Genomic DNA, 14,722 nt, shown 5'->3' on the forward strand with positions numbered 1-14,722 from the left:
TTTATTCTTTCCCCCCCCCCCCCCCGCGCCGCCCCCCCCCAACCCCCCCCCCCCCCCGGGGGGCCCCCCCCCCCCCCCCCCCCGGCCCCCCCGCCGGGGGGGGGGGGGGGGGGGGGGGGGGGGGGGGGGCCCCCCCCCCTCCCGCTTCTGCGGCCCCCAGTAGGCGGTGGCGGCCCCCGGCGTCGGCCCCGGTTCGATGTGGAACACATGGCCGACGTCGGCGGCCGTCGACCGCAGATAGGCGAGATCGGTGGCCGACTGCACCGGGATGTCGACCAGCGGGTTGGGCTGGTCGGTGAGGACCGGCGCGACGGCGCGGGGTGTGATGCCGTACCGCGCGTACGCGGCGAGCACCGTCGTCGCCCGCAGATGCGGGGCCAGCCCGGGGAAGGCACGCCGGACGTGCTTCAGATCCATCAGCAGGGACAGATCCTCACCGGTGACGACGAGGTACGAGGCGCCGGGCGCCCGTCCCGCGTGCATCTCCTGACGGGTGATCACGCCGTCCGTCAGCACATGGCAGCGTCCGCCCAGCACCGCGGCGACCACCACCCGCTTCTTCGGGTGCAGCGCCCCGGACGGCAGGACGGCGCGGTGCAGCGGCGAGCGGGGGCTGACGGCGAAGGTCAGCTGGAATCCGCCGGTGGTGCCGGTGGCGGCGGTGATGCGGGCCGAGTGCAGGGCGTCGACCAGCGCGGCCGGGGCCGGGCTCGGCACGGTGTCCCCGACCAGCAGCATCAAATGCAGGCTGTGCGTCGTCACCGGACCTGCTCGCCGGCGCCGGGCACCGCCGAGGCCTCGGCGGGCAGGGTGATCCGCAGCCGGCGCCCGGGCACCGCGGTCAGGTCCTCCGGCCGTACGGCTCTGTTGGCGTCCGCGATCCGCCAGGACTGTTCGGGATCGCCGTACCAGCGGGCCGCGATCCGGTCCAGCCGGTCGCCCGCGACGACGACATGCTCACCGACCGGCGCCAGCCGCTCGGGCTGTGGCAGCAGCCGACGGCGCAGGTGGGTGACGGTACGGCCGTCGGGGAGGGTGTGGGTGGCGGTGGGGATCCGGTGGTAGCGGCTGGTGGGCTCGAACATGTCAGGGTCTCTCGTCGGGGGTGGGTGATCACTGGCGGGGCGGTCGAGGCGGGGGTCATTGCTGAATGGGTAGTCGTTGCTGATTGCTGGCCATTGCTCATGGGTGGTCGTTGCTGATGGGTGGTCGTTGTTGATGGGTGGTCGTTGTTGATGGGTGGTCGTTGCTGATAGGTGGTCATTGCTGATGTGTTGTCGTGGGCGGGGCATCAGCGGCCCTGGTAGCCGACCGTGCCGGGGCCGTAGCCGACGAGGGCCGCGAAACGTTCCCTGTTCTGCTGGTACTGGAGGTAGAGGCCGCCCGCCTTGTGCTGGTGGCCGACGTCGTCGACGGTGAGGATCCGGACGGTCAGCGTCACCCGCGCCCGCACCGGATTCAGCTCTCCGTCGTACGTCTCCTCCATGACGTCGATGTCCAGCATCCGTACCGGCAGGACTCGGTGCGCGCCGAGCACCAGCACCGGCAACGGGCCCTGGACCGGGGCGATCTCGAGCATGCCGCGGGCGGCGAGTTCGTTCTGCTGGGTGAGCTGGGTGCCGGTCGGACAGACGGCGCTCTCCAGTGCCGACAGCATCCCGAACAGCCCGCTGCCGGCGGGCGGCGCGCCCGCCGGGGCCGGGGAGACCTGGTCCGTGGCGTCGAACTCCGCGTCGATCCGCAAGGTCTCCCGGGGCGGCCCCTGCAACCGCAGCGCCTCCAGCCGGTCCCCCGCGTCGGCTCCGATGCCGCGGGGCCGCACGGTACGGGTGATGCTGTCGGGGTTGTACTGGAAGGGCACGACCCGCAGCACCCGGCCCTGCTCGGAATCGAGGAAGACGAAGCCGCCGCGGCGCGGCGCCGGAGTGCTCATGAGGAACCGTCACCCGCTCGGGCCGGTACGGCGCTTCGCCGCTCGGCGCACAACGCCTCGTGGAGCGCGTTGGCGATGGGGCGAGCGAGCGCGGTGAGGCGGGCATCGTTGGTTAGGCAGGCATTCGTGGTTAGGCGGGCATCGGTCGGCGAGGCCGGTCGCCCGGCCCGCCCCGCGGACTGTCCGAGCAGCGTCGCCAGTTCCCTCTCGACCGCCGCGCACAGTGCGGCCCGCGACGGCCGGACCGCCGAGTGCAGTTCCAGCCGCCGGATGCGCAGTTCCAGCCGCGGGGCGTTCATGTGATCACCACCGCCGTGTCGTCGTCGAACCGCTCGGCCCGCGCGTCGGTCAGCGGGCTGTCCACGCCGTCGACCCTCAGCCGTAGCGGAAAGCGGCCCGGCCGGGCCCGCTCCAGCCGGAACCGCAGGGCCCGGGTGGCCTTCCGAACGGGCTCGGCGAGCACCGGCAGATCGCCGACCAGCAGCTCCACCCGCTGGCCCGGCCGGACCGCCGGAACACACTCCAGCGCCACCAGCACGGATCCCTTCTCGTCCCGCTCGACGGTGAGCGGGAGAGCGCTGGTGACGCGGGGCGCGATGTGCAGGGGCTGGGGGTCGGTGGTCCGTTCCGTCCCGTCGGACGCGGTCACGACCACGACGGCCGACCAACGGCCGGCGGCCGGCTCCCCGTCCAGCGTGGCGTGTACGGCGGTACCTCCGCCGTCGGTACGGGCGGGCAGCACGACCGGCTCGCCGAGCAGCGGATGCGCCAGGCGCACCACGGCCGTGCCCGCGTCCAGCCCCGACCCGCTCAGCACCAGTTCGGCGCCGGGCTCGGCCACAGCGGGGTGGACGGCCCGCAGCACCGGCCACGGGACGTCGGTACCCGGCGTCGCCTCCGGCCCGCGTCCGGAGTCCCCGCGCCGCAGCACCGGCAGCGGGGTGCGGCCCGCGGCGGCGCTGTCGATCAGCACGACCCTGGCCTCGTAGGCCGCCGACAGCCGGTACACATGGCCCAGCGCCTCCCACAGCCGGAACAGCTCCTCGGCCGGTGGATCTGCGGGGGTGACCCTGACCGCTTCGGGCTGAAGGTGCAGATCGCTGAAGCCGGCGGCGGACTTCAGCTCGGCGGGCCGCAGCACCGGCCGGTCGTGCAGCGCCGCCATCGCCACGCCGAGCAACCGCTCCACGACCGCGTGGTCCTCCGCCGGGGCGGCATACCCCGTCAGCAGGTAGTGCAGGACCAAGGGCAGCGCGGGAGGCCTGGTCTCGCCGGGGTGGGTGCCCTCCGGGTCGGTGTTGCGCCAGGCCGCGTCGATGGCGGTGCGGTAGAGGAAGACGTTCAGCGCGGCGGCCGTACCGTCCTCGACCCCGGCCCCCTCCGGATGCCGCGCCGTCACCACCGCCCCGGGCACCACCGGCCGCACCGCGTCCTGAAGCACGGCCCGCAAGGTCTCCGTCACCGCGGCGACGGCGAGCGCGTCACTCACGCCCGCCTCCCGAGATAGTCCTCCAGGCTCAGCCCGGGAGAGCGCGGGGGCGCGGAGGGCTCTTCGAAGTCGGAGGGCGGGGCGGGGGTGGTGTGCACGACGAGGTGGTCGATCGTGACGCGAATGACGGGGGTGGGGGGTGGGGTTGCGGGGCGTGCGGTCGTGGGGCGTGCGGTCGTGGGGCGTGCGGTCGTGGGGGGTGCGGTCGTGGGGGGTGCGGTCGTGGGGGGTGCGGTCGTGGGGGGTGCGGTCGTGGGGGGTGGGGTCGTCGGGTGCGGGCGCGTGGGGAGGGTGGTGGGGGTGGTTGGGGTGCTTCGGGTGCTTCGGGTGCGAGTCGTCGGTGTGACTGACGTGCTGGGGGAAGCGGGCTTCGGCGGGAGGGCCTGAGCGTGGAAGGCGGCACTCTGGGCGGGGCTTCGGCTGGTTCCCGGAGTGGACGGGCCGCCGGGTAGGGGTGGACCGGCGGTGTTGATGGTTGTGGTTGCGGTTTGTTTCGGGGGCGAGGCGGGCGGTTGGGGGGTGGAGCTGGGGTTGGGAGTCGCCCGTGGCGGCGTGGCTGGGGTGTCGGGGGACGGGGTGCGCTGCGGGGTCGGCTGCACACGGGGCGCCGGGGCGGTGATCGGGGGGGTCGGGACGGGGGTGGGAGGCCGCGGTGCGGGGGTCTGGGGCTCTGGCGAGAGCTCGGTTTGTGACGATGCCAGGGCTGGTGCGGGAGCAGGCGACAGGGCGGACGGCACCGGTGCCACCGTTGAAGACACCTGCGGGGGCCGCGGTTGACGCTGTGGTGCCGTGGCCGCGGAGTTCGGCGAGGGCTCGGGAGCGGTGTGCTGTGACGAGGCGGAGGCTTCCGGCACCGCTGTTGTGGGCTTCGACGACGGTGCGAGGGATTCCTGTCGCACGGGCGAGGCAGTTCGGGACACCTCGGGAGTCGGCGTCCGCGGTGCCGAGGGCTGGGGCTGGGGCTGGGGCTGGGGCTGGGGCTGGAGGTCCGGACGGCTCGGGGAATGAGCGGGTGGCCGCTGGGGCGTGGTGGGCGTGCGCTTCGAGGTGCCGCGAGGCCGCTTGGGGGCGCGGGCTCCTCCGGGCGAGGGGGTGATCTCCTGGTGCGCAGCGGTGGCGGCTGGCTCCGAGGTGTCGGGGGCTTGTTGGGCGGTGCCCGGGGCCTCCGGCGAGGCGGAGGGGCCCTGCTGCGCAGCAGCAGCAACTCGCTCCGAACCGACGGCAACCTGCCGGACGGTGTCAGGCGCCTGCGGCGAAGCGTTGGTCCCGTGCTGCGCAGCAGCAGCGGCTCGCTCCGAACCGACGGCAACCTGCCCGGCGGTCCCGGAGACCTCCGGCGAGGCTGCGGGACCCTGCTGCGCAGCAGCAGTTACTCGCTTCGAGGCGACAGCGACCTGCCGAGCGGTGTCAGGCGCATCCGGCGAGATGGTGGCGCCCTGCTGCGCAGCAGCAGCAACTCGCTCCGAACCGACGGCGACCTGCCGGACGGTGTCAGGCGCCTGCGGCGAAGCGGTGGTCACGTGCTGCGCAGCAGCAGCGGCTCGCTCCGAACCGACGGTGACCTGCCCGGCGGTTCCGGAGGCCTCCGGCGAGGCTGCGGGACCCTGCTGCGCAGCAGCAGTTACTCGCTTCGAGGCGACAGCGACCTGCCGAGCGGTGTCAGGCGCATCCGGCGAGATGGTGGCGCCCTGCTGCGCAGCAGCAGCAACTCGCTCCGAACCGACGGCAACCTGCCGGACGGTGTCAGGCGCCTGCGGCGAAGCGGTGGTCCCGTGCTGCGCAGCAGCAGCGGCTCGCTCCGAACCGACAGCGGCCTGCCCGGCCGTTCCGGGCGCCTCCGATGAAGCGTCCGAGACGACGGCAGCCTGCCGGACGGTGCCGGACGCTCCCGGCGGAACTGCGGGACCCTGCTGCGCAGCAGCAACGACCCGCTCCGGACCAACGGCGACCCGCTGGGCGGTGTCAGGCACCTCCGGCCAGGCGGTCGGCCCCTGCTGCGCAGCAGCAGCAACCCGCTCCGAACCAACCGCCACCCGCCGTACGGTGCCGGACAGCCCCGGCGGAGCCGTACCGCGCGCCTCCGGCTGGACCGCTGCAGCTGGTGCGCCGTCGACCGCATGCGCCACCACCGCAGCCTGCTCCCCAGCCGCTGACGTCCGCTGCGGTGCAGCCGCGGTCTCCGGCAGGGTTCGGCGTGCGGCGGAAGTCTCCGGTACCGGCCCAGGGCTCGGCCGCGTGTCGGCGGTCGTCGTCCTTTCCGGTCTCCGCTTCCAGGTGGCGGGGCGGCGCTCGTGTGACCTCGGCGAGGTCCGCGAGGTCGGCGCGGGGTCGATCGGCAGGCGGGCGGTGACGTCGGCCCACGTATCGGCCGACATATGGGCCGACGTATGGGCCGGCCTATCGGCCGACGTGTCGGCACGGGGCGGCGACGGTGTCGTACTCTCCGCCGGCGGGCCGGCAGGTGCGAGAAGGTCCGCTCCGGCGTCGTTCTCCTCCGGGCGCGAGCCGTTCCCGTGCACCGGCGTCTCGGGCTCCGAACCGGCGGGCAGCCGCGGCGCCGCCGGGTCGAACACGTGCGGAGCCAGCGGCCGGAGCCACGGTCCGGGTGCGCCCAGCAGCCGGGCCACGAAGTCGCTCATTGTGCGGTCGCCTCCAGGTAGAACTGGCGTCGGACGGGGCTGACGGCGAGTACGTCGGCCTCCGTCCAGCCGTAGGCCCGTGCCAGCGCGTGCACCTCGTGCAGCAGCCGCTGCGCGTAGCCGGAGACGTCGGTCCACAGGTGGTCGGCGATGTCGAGCGGGGCGTCCCAGCGGTGCCGGCACTGCGGGCAGTCCAGCGCGAACACCGGATCCGCACCGGGGTCGAGGCGGGGCAGTTGCCGGGCGACGCCTTCCAGGACCTCGTCCGGCACGTCGTCGGCGGGCGGGCTGACGCTCAGTACGCAGCGGCGCAGCAGCCGTTGGCGGGCTCGGGGTGCGGCGGGGTCGACGGCTCGTACGTCCCGGCCGGTGAGGGCGCGGAAGGTGACCTCCATGCCGTGCGCGGTGAGCGTCCCGGTGGCAGGTTCGGCCGTGTGGCCGCCTTCCGCCGCGGTCGCCGCGCGGGCTGCCCCCAGTGCCCACAGTTCCGCGGTGGAGACGGTGACGTCGAGGCTCTCACCGCACGCGGGGCAGTCGGTGACGCACGGCAGTTGCTCGCCGAACGCCCCGCACCGCAGTTCCAGGAGCAGGGCGTTGAGCGCGCTGAGGGGCAGGTCCGCGACGTCCTGGCCGGAGGGCGCGGCCATCGAGGCGAGCAGCAGAGCCCGGGCCGCCGGCGTGCCGCCGAGGCCGCTCTCCCACACGTCGAGGACGTTCGCCTCGGTCAGTCGCCGCGGCACGGGTCACCCCGCGATGTCGGTGAACTGGGAGTCCTCCGGCGGGTTGGTCTTCTCACGCACCCAGCCGTGGTGCTCCACGGTGATGCGTTCGAAGGCGACTCCGGCGGACCCGGCGTCGAGCTCGGGCAGGCCTTGGTACTCGGACACCCAGGCCTCGCGGACGGAGTAGGACAGCACTTGTTTGCCCGCCTCGTCGAAGACGTCGATGACGAGGTCGCGGCGGAAGTCCTTGAGGGAGGTCTCCAGGCCGCCGGAGGAGTTCCGCAGGCTCCAGATCCGGTTGGCCCACTCCTCGAAGGCGGTGTCGACGGTGCACCCGCGTTCGAGGGTGATGGCCTCGTACTCGGTGCGGCCGGGCAGTTTGCGGCTGGTGCCGGGGTCGCCACCATCGCGGTGGCGGATGACCTCCGTCGTCCGCTTCAGCCCGCTGACCTTGCTGATTCCCGCGATGTAGGCGGTCTCCCCGCCGAACTTCACCTTGAAGCGGAAGTTCTTGAAGGGGTCCCTGCGCGTCACTTCCGGCATCGTCGTCCTCCTAGACCTGGATCTGGCCGGCGAGCTGCTGGATGTGGACGATCACGAACTCGGCGGGTTTCAGCGGGGCGAAACCGACCTGGATGTTGACGATCCCGCGGTCGATGTCGTTCTGCGGGTTGGTGTCCTTGTCGCATTTGACGAGGTAGGCCTCCTGGGCCGTACGGCCCTGGAAGGCGCCCGCACGGAACAGGGAGTTCATGAAGGCGCCGACGTTGAGCCGGATGGACGCCCACAGGGGTTCGTCGTTGGGTTCGAAGACCACCCAGTGGGTGCCGCGGAACAGGCTCTCCTCGATGAAGAGCGCGAGGCGGCGGACGGGCAGGTACTTCCATTCGTCGGCGAGCCGGTCGGCGCCGCGCAGGGTGCGCGCTCCCCAGGCGACGGGGCCGGCGGCGGGCAGGCGGCGCAGGCAGTTGACGCCGAGCGGGTTGAGGCGGCCGATCTCCAGATCGGTCAGCGGCACGGCCAGGTCACTGACGCCGGCGAGGGAGGCGTCGGTGCCGGCGGGTGCCTTCCAGACCCCGCGCTGGACGTCGGTGCGGGCCAGCACGCCCGCCATCACGCCGCACGGCGGGAACTCCCGCAGCGCGCCGTCCCGGAGGGGGTCGGAGGCGAGCACCTGCGGGTAGTACACGGCGGCGTTCTTGCCCTGTTCTCCGAGGTTTTCCAGCGCCTTCATGCCCCCGACGACGGCGCTCACGGCATCGCCCGGGGTGCCGGCGGACTGCTTCAACCAGGAGTTCGGCGGGTCGACCAGGAGGACGGCCCGGCGGTCGACGCAGAGTTTCAGGGCCGCGGTCTGCAGATTCGCGGCGCTTCCGCCGCTGGTCTTGGTCTGCATGTGCCCGTCGAGCCACTGGAAGTCGGGAAGGCAGAGGATGTTGAAGATGTCGGTCTTCAACAGCTGATGGAGGCCGGTCTTGTGCTCCGGCTTGCCGACATAGTCGGTCAGTTCCAGGGAACCGCGTTCGTCGTCCTCCTGGTTACGGTTGCTGTCCTCGGCCGAGGGATAGAACAGCGGTCGGGTGTCTCCCTCCTCGACCTCGTCGCGACTGGCTTTGAAGGGGTCGACGGCCTCGTTCCGCAGTACCGCGTTCGCCTCGGGCACCGTCTTCAGCGGGGCGTCGGTGTCCACACGGACCAGCCGCGAGGTCTCCAGCAGTCCGGTGAGGTGGCGAGGGTGGCCGGGGGTGACGCTGACGTTGAGGTAGCGCTCCTCGGCACCGGTCTCCTCGTCGCGCACCGTCAGGTTGAACTGTGTCCGTTGAGCCCTGGGGACGCCCGGCCCTTCCAAGGCCGTGTTGTAGTCGACCCTGGCCTGCAGCTTCCGCCCCCACTGTCCGGGCGAGGCGGCCACCAGGCCGGGCACGGGGTGGTTGTGGCCGCCCGCGCGGTCGGCGGCGGAGGTGTCCTGGGCGCCACGACTGTTCTTCTTGCCCTCGGCCGGGGTCTCCCCGCCCTCCCTCTCGGCGGATGCCTCTCCCCCTTCGTTCGCTTTCGGGGACGAGGCCGCGGGGCGGGCGGACTCCTTGGCGGAGTTGGCGGGACTGGCGGACCCGGCGGGACTGGGGGGCGGGCTCGTCCCGAGTGGCAGGCGGACGGGTTTCTCGCCTTCCTTCACCACCCGGACGATCTCGGCCTCGCTGCCGCCGTTCAGATAGAACTGGTAGACGGCGTAGCTCATGGGGCAGTTCGCCCGGAGTCCGCCGAAGGCGGTCTCGTAGTCGGCCCAGCCCGTGATGTGCACGGGCCGGTCGATCGGTCCTCGGGGCGCGTAGCCGACGAAGGCGGCCACCGATGTCGGTACGCCCGTGATGGTGCGTACGGAACTCTTGACCTCGTCGATGTAGACGCCCGGGTAGGTGACGTTCACGGGCATTGCCGGCCTCTTCTCTCCACGCCGAACGGGCGGACGCCGCTCGTGGTCCGCGATCACCGTAAGCAGACGTATCCGGATATGGCGCCCCAGCAGGCGGGCGGGCTGCTTCGATCAGGTGACCGATGATCGGCTGATCAGACCTCGTCGGGGAGGAGAGCGGTGCGGGCTCCGCGTTCAGGAACCGCCGAGGAAGCTCAGCCGCACCTTCCGGTCCGGGTTGTCCCGGTTGGTGTCCACCAGGCACACCGACTGCCAGGTGCCCAGTTCCAGTCGCCCGTTCAGCACCGGCAGGGTGGCGTGCGGCGGGACGATCGCGGGCAGGACGTGGTCGCGGCCGTGGCCGGGGCTGCCGTGGCGGTGCTGCCAGCGGTCGTCGGCGGGGAGCAGGGAGTGGAGGGCGGCGAGCAGGTCGTCGTCGCTGCCGGCGCCGGTTTCGATGATCGCGATGCCGGCGGTCGCGTGGGGGACGAAGACATTGAGGAGACCGTCGCGCCCGGCGGCCACCTCCTGGAGGAAGGCCTCACAGTCGCGGGTGAGGTCGACGACGGCCTCGGCGGTGCCGGAGGCGATGTTCAGCACTCGGGTCGTGAACGCATCTGACATGCCCCCATCCTGACCCATCCGCCCCGCGCCCGGCCCCCGTGACCGCCCGGCTCACGAGACGGCGGGTCCAGTGGGCGAGACACCGTTGACCGTGGCCGCGTCATCTGGCTACGTTCTGCGACATGTTGCGTTCAGCCCTGCTCACCACGCGCGGTCACATCGACCTGCTGCGGGTGGCCTCCGCCGCGTGTCGCCGCGGCCGCTGACGCGTCCTCACCTCCCGGTTCCCCCTCTTCGCCGCCGCACCTCTGCGTCCCGGCTGCCGTGCCGCCGCGCCTCCGCGCCGCTGATCCGCCGCCGCACCTCAGGCCCCACCTGACCGTGACATGACAGAGGGCGGCGAGGTGTACGCGCCCCCGCCCCCAGCCGGCCCTCGCCGGCCGCTCAGCCCTCCCCGTGGAGCACCATGACCATCGACCACGCCCCACCCGAACCCTCCAAGGCCGATATTTCGGGAATACCGGATGACGGCAGTCGGCGCATCGAGAACGCAGACCGGCGGGTTCCCGACCTCGAACCCATCCTCCCCGCCTCCTCCCGTCGCACCCGTGTCCCCCGCTGGCTGCGCCGCACCACCGGTCCGCTCCTGCTGCTGGCCCTGTGGCAACTCCTCTCCAGCACCGGTGTGCTGGCCTCCGACATCCTGGCCTCCCCCGGCCGGATCGCCCAGGTCGCCGGGGATCTGATCGCCGACGGATCGCTGCCCTCGGCGATGGGCACCTCGCTGCAACGCGTCGCGGCCGGCCTGCTGCTGGGCACCCTCGTCGGCACCGGACTCGCCCTGATCTCCGGGCTGTTCCGGATCGGCGAGGATCTGGTGGACGCCTCCGTGCAGATGCTGCGGACGGTGCCGTTCGTCGGCCTGATCCCGCTGTTCATCATCTGGTTCGGCATCGGCGAGGCCCCGAAGACCGCCGTGATCACCCTCGGTGTGACCTTCCCGCTCTATCTGAACGTCTACGCCGGTATCCGCGGCGTGGACGCCCAGCTGATCGAGGCCGGGGAGTCCCTGGGACTGTCCCGCTGGGGCCTGGTGCGGCACGTGGTGCTGCCGGGCGCGCTCCCCGGAGCGCTGACCGGTCTGCGCTACTCCCTCGGCATCGCCTGGCTGGCGCTGGTCTTCGCCGAGCAGATCAACGCGGACAGCGGTATCGGCTTCCTCATGGTGCAGGCGCGGGACTTCCTGCGCACCGACGTGATCGTGGTCTGCCTGATCGTCTACGCCTTCCTCGGCCTGCTCGCCGACTTCATCGTCCGCTCCCTCGAAAGGCTGCTGCTGCAATGGCGACCGACGTTCACCGGCCGGTGAAGCCCACCCAGGCCGTACGGGTCGAAGGACTGAGCCGGTCCTTCGACGGCCGTGCCGTCATCGACGACCTCCGGCTCGACGTCCGGCCGGGCGAGTTCGTGGCCCTCCTCGGCCGCAGCGGTTGCGGCAAGTCGACGTTGCTGCGCATCCTCGCCGGTCTCGACCGGGACATCGAGGGCACGGTGCTGGTCCCGCGCCGCAAGGCGGTGGCCTTCCAGGCGCCGCGGCTGATGCCGTGGAAGAAGGTCTGGCGCAACGTGCTGCTCGGCCTGCCGGGCCGGCCGGACCGCGAGGTCGCCGAGCGCGCGCTCGACGAGGTCGGGCTGGGCCACCGTACGAACGCCTGGCCGAAGACCCTGTCCGGTGGCGAGGCGCAGCGGGCCTCGCTGGCGCGGGCGCTGGTGCGTGAGCCGGATCTGCTGCTGCTCGACGAGCCGTTCGGGGCCCTCGACGCGCTCACCCGGATCAAGGCGCAGCGGCTCGTGGGCGAGCTGTGGCAGCGGCGGGGCTGCGCCGTACTGCTCGTCACGCACGACGTGGAGGAGGCGGTCCTGCTCGCCGACCGCGTCCTGGTGATGGACGACGGTGTGATCGCCCACGAGCAGCGGATCGACCTCGACCGTCCACGCGACCTCACCGACCCCCGGTTCGGCGAACTCCGCGCCGGCCTGCTGGAACGGCTCGGCGTCGACACCGCCGCGGAAGCCGCCTGACCACCCCCGACGAACGGAACCACCATGCGACGACGCCTCGCTCCGGCCGCCCTGCTCCTCCCCCTCGCCCTGCTGCTGACCGCCTGCGGCGGCAACTCGGCGGCCAGTACCTCGGCGGGTGACGGCACCGACGGCAAGGGCTCCCTGACCCTGAACGTCGGTGACCAGAAGGGCGGTTCGGAGGCCATCCTGCGGGCCGCCGGGGAGCTCGACGACCTCGACTACAAGATCAAGTGGTCGACGTTCACCTCCGGCCCGCCACTGCTGGAGGCGGTCAACGCCAAGGCCGTGGACATCGGCGGCGTCGGCAACACCCCGCCCGTCTTCGCGGCCGGCGCCGGCTCGAAGATCACGGTGGTGGCCGCCTGGCACGGCACGTCCAAGGGCGACACCATCCTCGTGCCGACGGACTCCGAGCTGACCGGCACCCGCCAGCTGAAGGGCAAGTCGGTCGCCGTCGCGCAGGGCTCCTCCGCGCACTACCAACTGGTCGCCTCGCTCAAGGCGGCCGGGCTGGACTTCAGCGACGTACAGGTGAAGTACCTTCAGCCGGCCGACGCGCTGGCCGCGTTCACCTCCGGCAAGGTCGACGCCTGGGCGGTCTGGGACCCGTACACCTCGCAGGTGCTCCAGGGGAAGCAGGGGCGGGTGCTCACCACCGGCGACGGCATCACCAACGGGCTCACCTTCCAGGTGGCGGCGCCGAGCGCGCTCGGGGACGACAAGAAGTCCGCCGCCATCGAGGACTACCTGGGCCGGCTGCGCCGCGCCTACGCCTGGGTGTACGACCACCCCGAGGACTGGGCGAAGGTCTGGGCCGAGGAGACCGGGCTGCCGTACGACGTGGCGCTGGCCGCGGTGAAGCGCACCAACGCCTCACGGGTCCCGGTCGCGGTGGACAAGGCGCTGATCGCCTCCGAGCAGGAGATCGTCGACACCTTCGCCGCCCTGAAACTGATCCCCCGCAAGGTCGACTTCGGCCAGTTCGTCGACACCCGCTTCAACGGTGACCTCCCCGCGTCCACCACCGCTCCCCGCGTTCCCAAGGACTCCTGATGACCGTTCACCTGCACTGGTTCCTGCCCACCGGCGGGGACGGCCGCACCCTCGTGGACCGCCATGCGTACGGCCTCAACGAGTCCCGGGCCGTGTCCGGAGTCCGGGCCCCCGACATCGAGTACCTCGCGCAGATCGCCAAGGCGGCCGAGCAACTGGGCTTCGAGGCGGTGCTGACGCCGACCGGCACCTGGTGCGAGGACGCCTGGCTGACCACCGTGGCCCTCGCCCAGCACACCGAGCGGCTGAAGTTCCTGGTGGCGTTCCGGCCCGGCGTCATCTCGCCGACGCTCGCCGCGCAGATGGCCGCGACCTATCAGCGCCTCACCCGCGGCCGGCTGCTGCTCAACGTCGTCACCGGCGGCGACTCCGCCGAGCAGCGGCGCTTCGGCGACCATCTGGACCACGACCGGCGGTACGCCAGGACCGACGAGTTCCTGTCGGTCGTCCGCGGCGTGTGGAGCGGCCGGCCGTACGACTTCCACGGCAGCCACTACGAGATCGAGGGCGGGCTGACGGCGCTGCCGCCCGACCCGGTGCCGCGGCTGTTCTTCGGCGGGTCCTCGGCGGCGGCCGGACCGGTCGCGGCGCGGCACGCCGATGTGTATCTGACCTGGGGGGAGCCGCCCGCCCAGGTCGCCGAGAAGATCGGCTGGATCCGCTCACTGGCCGAGCGCGAGGGCCGCACCGTCCGCTTCGGCGTGCGGCTGCACACGATCTCCCGGGACTCCTCGGCCGAGGCCTGGGCGGTCGCGAACCGGCTGCTCGACGATCTCGACCCGGAGACGATCGCGGCCGCGCAGGCGGCGCTCGGGCGCAGCGAGTCGGTGGGGCAGCAGCGGATGCTGGCCCTGCACGGTGGCTCACGCGACCGGCTGGAGATCCACCCGAACCTGTGGGCGGGCGTCGGTCTGGTCCGGGGCGGCGCGGGAACGGCCCTGGTCGGCAGCCATGCGGAGGTCGCCGAGCGGATCGCCGAGTACCACGCGCTGGGCGTCGAGCACTTCGTCCTGTCCGGCTATCCCCACCTGGAGGAGGCGTACTGGTTCGGCGAGGGCGTGATCCCGCAACTGGCGGCGCAGGGCCTCCTGCCGGACACGACCCCAGCCCCTCCCACGACGTCAGCCCCCCTGCTGGTGGCCGGCGGCCGCTGAGCGTGTGCGGCGGGGACGGGGCGCGGGACGGCTCCGGCCGGGGTGCGCGTCGGGGGGGGAGCGGATCGCTCCGGCCTGGGCACGCTTGATTGCTCCGGCCGGGGCGGGGGCCACTCGGGCGGAGTGGGAAGGCCTTGATCTGGCTGGGGCGGTGGAAACGGCCCGCACCGGGCTGACCAACCGCATCCGCCGGCCAGATCGCACCGGCCGGGGACAAGACAACCCCGGCCGGGGAGGGAAGCGGCCCCGGCCTGGAGAGCCGGACAACGTGACCCGGGCGAGCGCAACGGCTCTATGCCGTGGGACGAGGCCGGCCCCGGCCGGTGAGCGAAGCGGCCCCGGCCGGGCTGGCCGGGACACCCTGACCTCGGCGACCGCGACGGCCCCACGCCGTGGAGCGAGCCGGCCCAGGCCCGGACCAACGACGCCCCACCGGCCCCGGCCCAGCGCCGGCAGTGAAGGGCAACCGGCTTCGGCCGGAGCGTGCCGTAACGGCCCGAGACCGAGAAAAAACGGCCAGTCGACCGCGAGGCCGTGAGCGCAGCACCGGCCCGTGCCGGGCGACCACGACACCGGCCCCCGCCCGGACCCCAGCACCGGCCCGTGCCGGGCGACCACGACACCAGCCCCCGCCCGGACCCCAGCACCGGCCCGTGCCGGGCGACCACGA

Annotated in this window: 13 protein-coding genes and 1 pseudogene; 6 read left to right on the forward strand and 8 right to left on the reverse strand. The window is 72.9% G+C overall.

Annotation, left to right across the window (positions count from 1 at the left end; translation table 11 throughout):
• The 4 genes and pseudogenes from ABT232_RS26120 to ABT232_RS26135 form a co-directional block, all read right to left on the reverse strand.
• Window positions 1–762, reverse strand: a pseudogene (locus ABT232_RS26120) (hypothetical protein); the annotation flags it as partial.
• The gene (locus ABT232_RS26125; RefSeq protein WP_351844083.1) at window positions 759–1,085 is read right to left on the reverse strand and encodes a LysM peptidoglycan-binding domain-containing protein; all 327 of its coding nucleotides are present in this window, start codon (window positions 1,083–1,085) and stop codon (window positions 759–761) included. The gene ABT232_RS26125 and the pseudogene ABT232_RS26120, both read right to left, overlap by 4 nt.
• A gap of 206 nt (window positions 1,086–1,291) precedes the next feature.
• Window positions 1,292–1,933 (reverse strand): hypothetical protein, encoded by a 642-nt coding sequence (locus ABT232_RS26130; protein WP_351844085.1) that lies wholly within the window; start codon window positions 1,931–1,933, stop codon window positions 1,292–1,294.
• A gap of 295 nt (window positions 1,934–2,228) precedes the next feature.
• Window positions 2,229–3,422, reverse strand: a complete 1,194-nt coding sequence (locus ABT232_RS26135) for a Pvc16 family protein (RefSeq protein ID WP_351844087.1) — start codon at window positions 3,420–3,422, stop codon at window positions 2,229–2,231.
• A 1,268-nt stretch (window positions 3,423–4,690) separates the two neighbouring features.
• On the opposite strand from ABT232_RS26135, the gene ABT232_RS26140 reads away from it, so the two are divergent.
• The gene (locus ABT232_RS26140; protein WP_351844089.1) at window positions 4,691–5,266 is read left to right on the forward strand and encodes a hypothetical protein; all 576 of its coding nucleotides are present in this window, start codon (window positions 4,691–4,693) and stop codon (window positions 5,264–5,266) included.
• A gap of 791 nt (window positions 5,267–6,057) precedes the next feature.
• Here the strand turns inward: ABT232_RS26140 and ABT232_RS26145 are convergent.
• From ABT232_RS26145 to ABT232_RS26160, 4 genes are all read right to left on the reverse strand, one after another.
• Window positions 6,058–6,801, reverse strand: a complete 744-nt coding sequence (locus ABT232_RS26145) for a hypothetical protein (RefSeq protein ID WP_351844091.1) — start codon at window positions 6,799–6,801, stop codon at window positions 6,058–6,060.
• A gap of 3 nt (window positions 6,802–6,804) precedes the next feature.
• Window positions 6,805–7,326: a phage tail protein gene (locus tag ABT232_RS26150; RefSeq protein WP_351844093.1), complete on the reverse strand. Its 522-nt coding sequence runs from the start codon at window positions 7,324–7,326 to the stop codon at window positions 6,805–6,807.
• A 10-nt stretch (window positions 7,327–7,336) separates the two neighbouring features.
• Window positions 7,337–9,217, reverse strand: coding sequence for a phage tail sheath family protein (locus ABT232_RS26155; protein ID WP_351844095.1), 1,881 nt, complete (start codon window positions 9,215–9,217; stop codon window positions 7,337–7,339).
• 174 nt (window positions 9,218–9,391) lie between these two features.
• On the reverse strand, window positions 9,392–9,820 hold the full coding sequence (locus ABT232_RS26160; protein WP_351844097.1) for a secondary thiamine-phosphate synthase enzyme YjbQ: 429 nt from the start codon (window positions 9,818–9,820) through the stop codon (window positions 9,392–9,394).
• Window positions 9,821–9,942: 122 nt separating this feature from the next.
• Here ABT232_RS26160 and ABT232_RS26165 point away from each other — a divergent pair, with 122 nt between their 5' ends.
• The 5 genes from ABT232_RS26165 to ABT232_RS26185 all read left to right on the forward strand — a co-directional run bounded on the left by ABT232_RS26165 (window position 9,943) and on the right by ABT232_RS26185 (window position 14,052).
• Window positions 9,943–10,026, forward strand: a complete 84-nt coding sequence (locus tag ABT232_RS26165) for a putative leader peptide (RefSeq protein WP_313884353.1) — start codon at window positions 9,943–9,945, stop codon at window positions 10,024–10,026.
• Between the two features lie 200 nt (window positions 10,027–10,226).
• Complete coding sequence (locus tag ABT232_RS26170) at window positions 10,227–11,129, forward strand: ABC transporter permease (RefSeq protein WP_351844099.1); 903 nt, start codon at window positions 10,227–10,229, stop codon at window positions 11,127–11,129.
• Window positions 11,102–11,842, forward strand: a complete 741-nt coding sequence (locus tag ABT232_RS26175) for an ABC transporter ATP-binding protein (protein ID WP_351844101.1) — start codon at window positions 11,102–11,104, stop codon at window positions 11,840–11,842. The genes ABT232_RS26170 and ABT232_RS26175 overlap by 28 nt, the downstream gene beginning before the upstream one ends.
• A gap of 24 nt (window positions 11,843–11,866) precedes the next feature.
• Window positions 11,867–12,898 carry an ABC transporter substrate-binding protein gene (locus ABT232_RS26180; RefSeq protein ID WP_351844103.1) on the forward strand — a complete coding sequence of 344 codons (1,032 nt, stop codon included), beginning with the start codon at window positions 11,867–11,869 and terminating at the stop codon, window positions 12,896–12,898.
• Window positions 12,898–14,052 (forward strand): LLM class flavin-dependent oxidoreductase, encoded by a 1,155-nt coding sequence (locus ABT232_RS26185; RefSeq protein WP_351844105.1) that lies wholly within the window; start codon window positions 12,898–12,900, stop codon window positions 14,050–14,052. The genes ABT232_RS26180 and ABT232_RS26185 overlap by 1 nt, the downstream gene beginning before the upstream one ends.
• The last annotated feature ends 670 nt before the right edge of the window (window positions 14,053–14,722 follow it).

Source organism: Streptomyces sp. NPDC001532 (assembly GCF_040298625.1).
In the GTDB taxonomy this organism is placed as follows: domain Bacteria; phylum Actinomycetota; class Actinomycetes; order Streptomycetales; family Streptomycetaceae; genus Streptomyces.

What these genes read in the sequence shown, in the direction of transcription:
- ABT232_RS26150 (WP_351844093.1), bottom strand. Translation starts at nt 7,326, where the DNA reads ATGCCGGAAGTGACGCGCAGGGACCCCTTCAAGAACTTCCGCTTCAAG.
- ABT232_RS26125 (WP_351844083.1), bottom strand. Translation starts at nt 1,085, where the DNA reads ATGTTCGAGCCCACCAGCCGCTACCACCGGATCCCCACCGCCACCCAC.
- ABT232_RS26175 (WP_351844101.1), top strand. Translation starts at nt 11,102, where the DNA reads ATGGCGACCGACGTTCACCGGCCGGTGAAGCCCACCCAGGCCGTACGG.
- ABT232_RS26170 (WP_351844099.1), top strand. Translation starts at nt 10,227, where the DNA reads ATGACCATCGACCACGCCCCACCCGAACCCTCCAAGGCCGATATTTCG.
- ABT232_RS26155 (WP_351844095.1), bottom strand. Translation starts at nt 9,217, where the DNA reads ATGCCCGTGAACGTCACCTACCCGGGCGTCTACATCGACGAGGTCAAG.
- ABT232_RS26165 (WP_313884353.1), top strand. Translation starts at nt 9,943, where the DNA reads ATGTTGCGTTCAGCCCTGCTCACCACGCGCGGTCACATCGACCTGCTG.
- ABT232_RS26130 (WP_351844085.1), bottom strand. Translation starts at nt 1,933, where the DNA reads ATGAGCACTCCGGCGCCGCGCCGCGGCGGCTTCGTCTTCCTCGATTCC.
- ABT232_RS26185 (WP_351844105.1), top strand. Translation starts at nt 12,898, where the DNA reads ATGACCGTTCACCTGCACTGGTTCCTGCCCACCGGCGGGGACGGCCGC.
- ABT232_RS26160 (WP_351844097.1), bottom strand. Translation starts at nt 9,820, where the DNA reads ATGTCAGATGCGTTCACGACCCGAGTGCTGAACATCGCCTCCGGCACC.
- ABT232_RS26180 (WP_351844103.1), top strand. Translation starts at nt 11,867, where the DNA reads ATGCGACGACGCCTCGCTCCGGCCGCCCTGCTCCTCCCCCTCGCCCTG.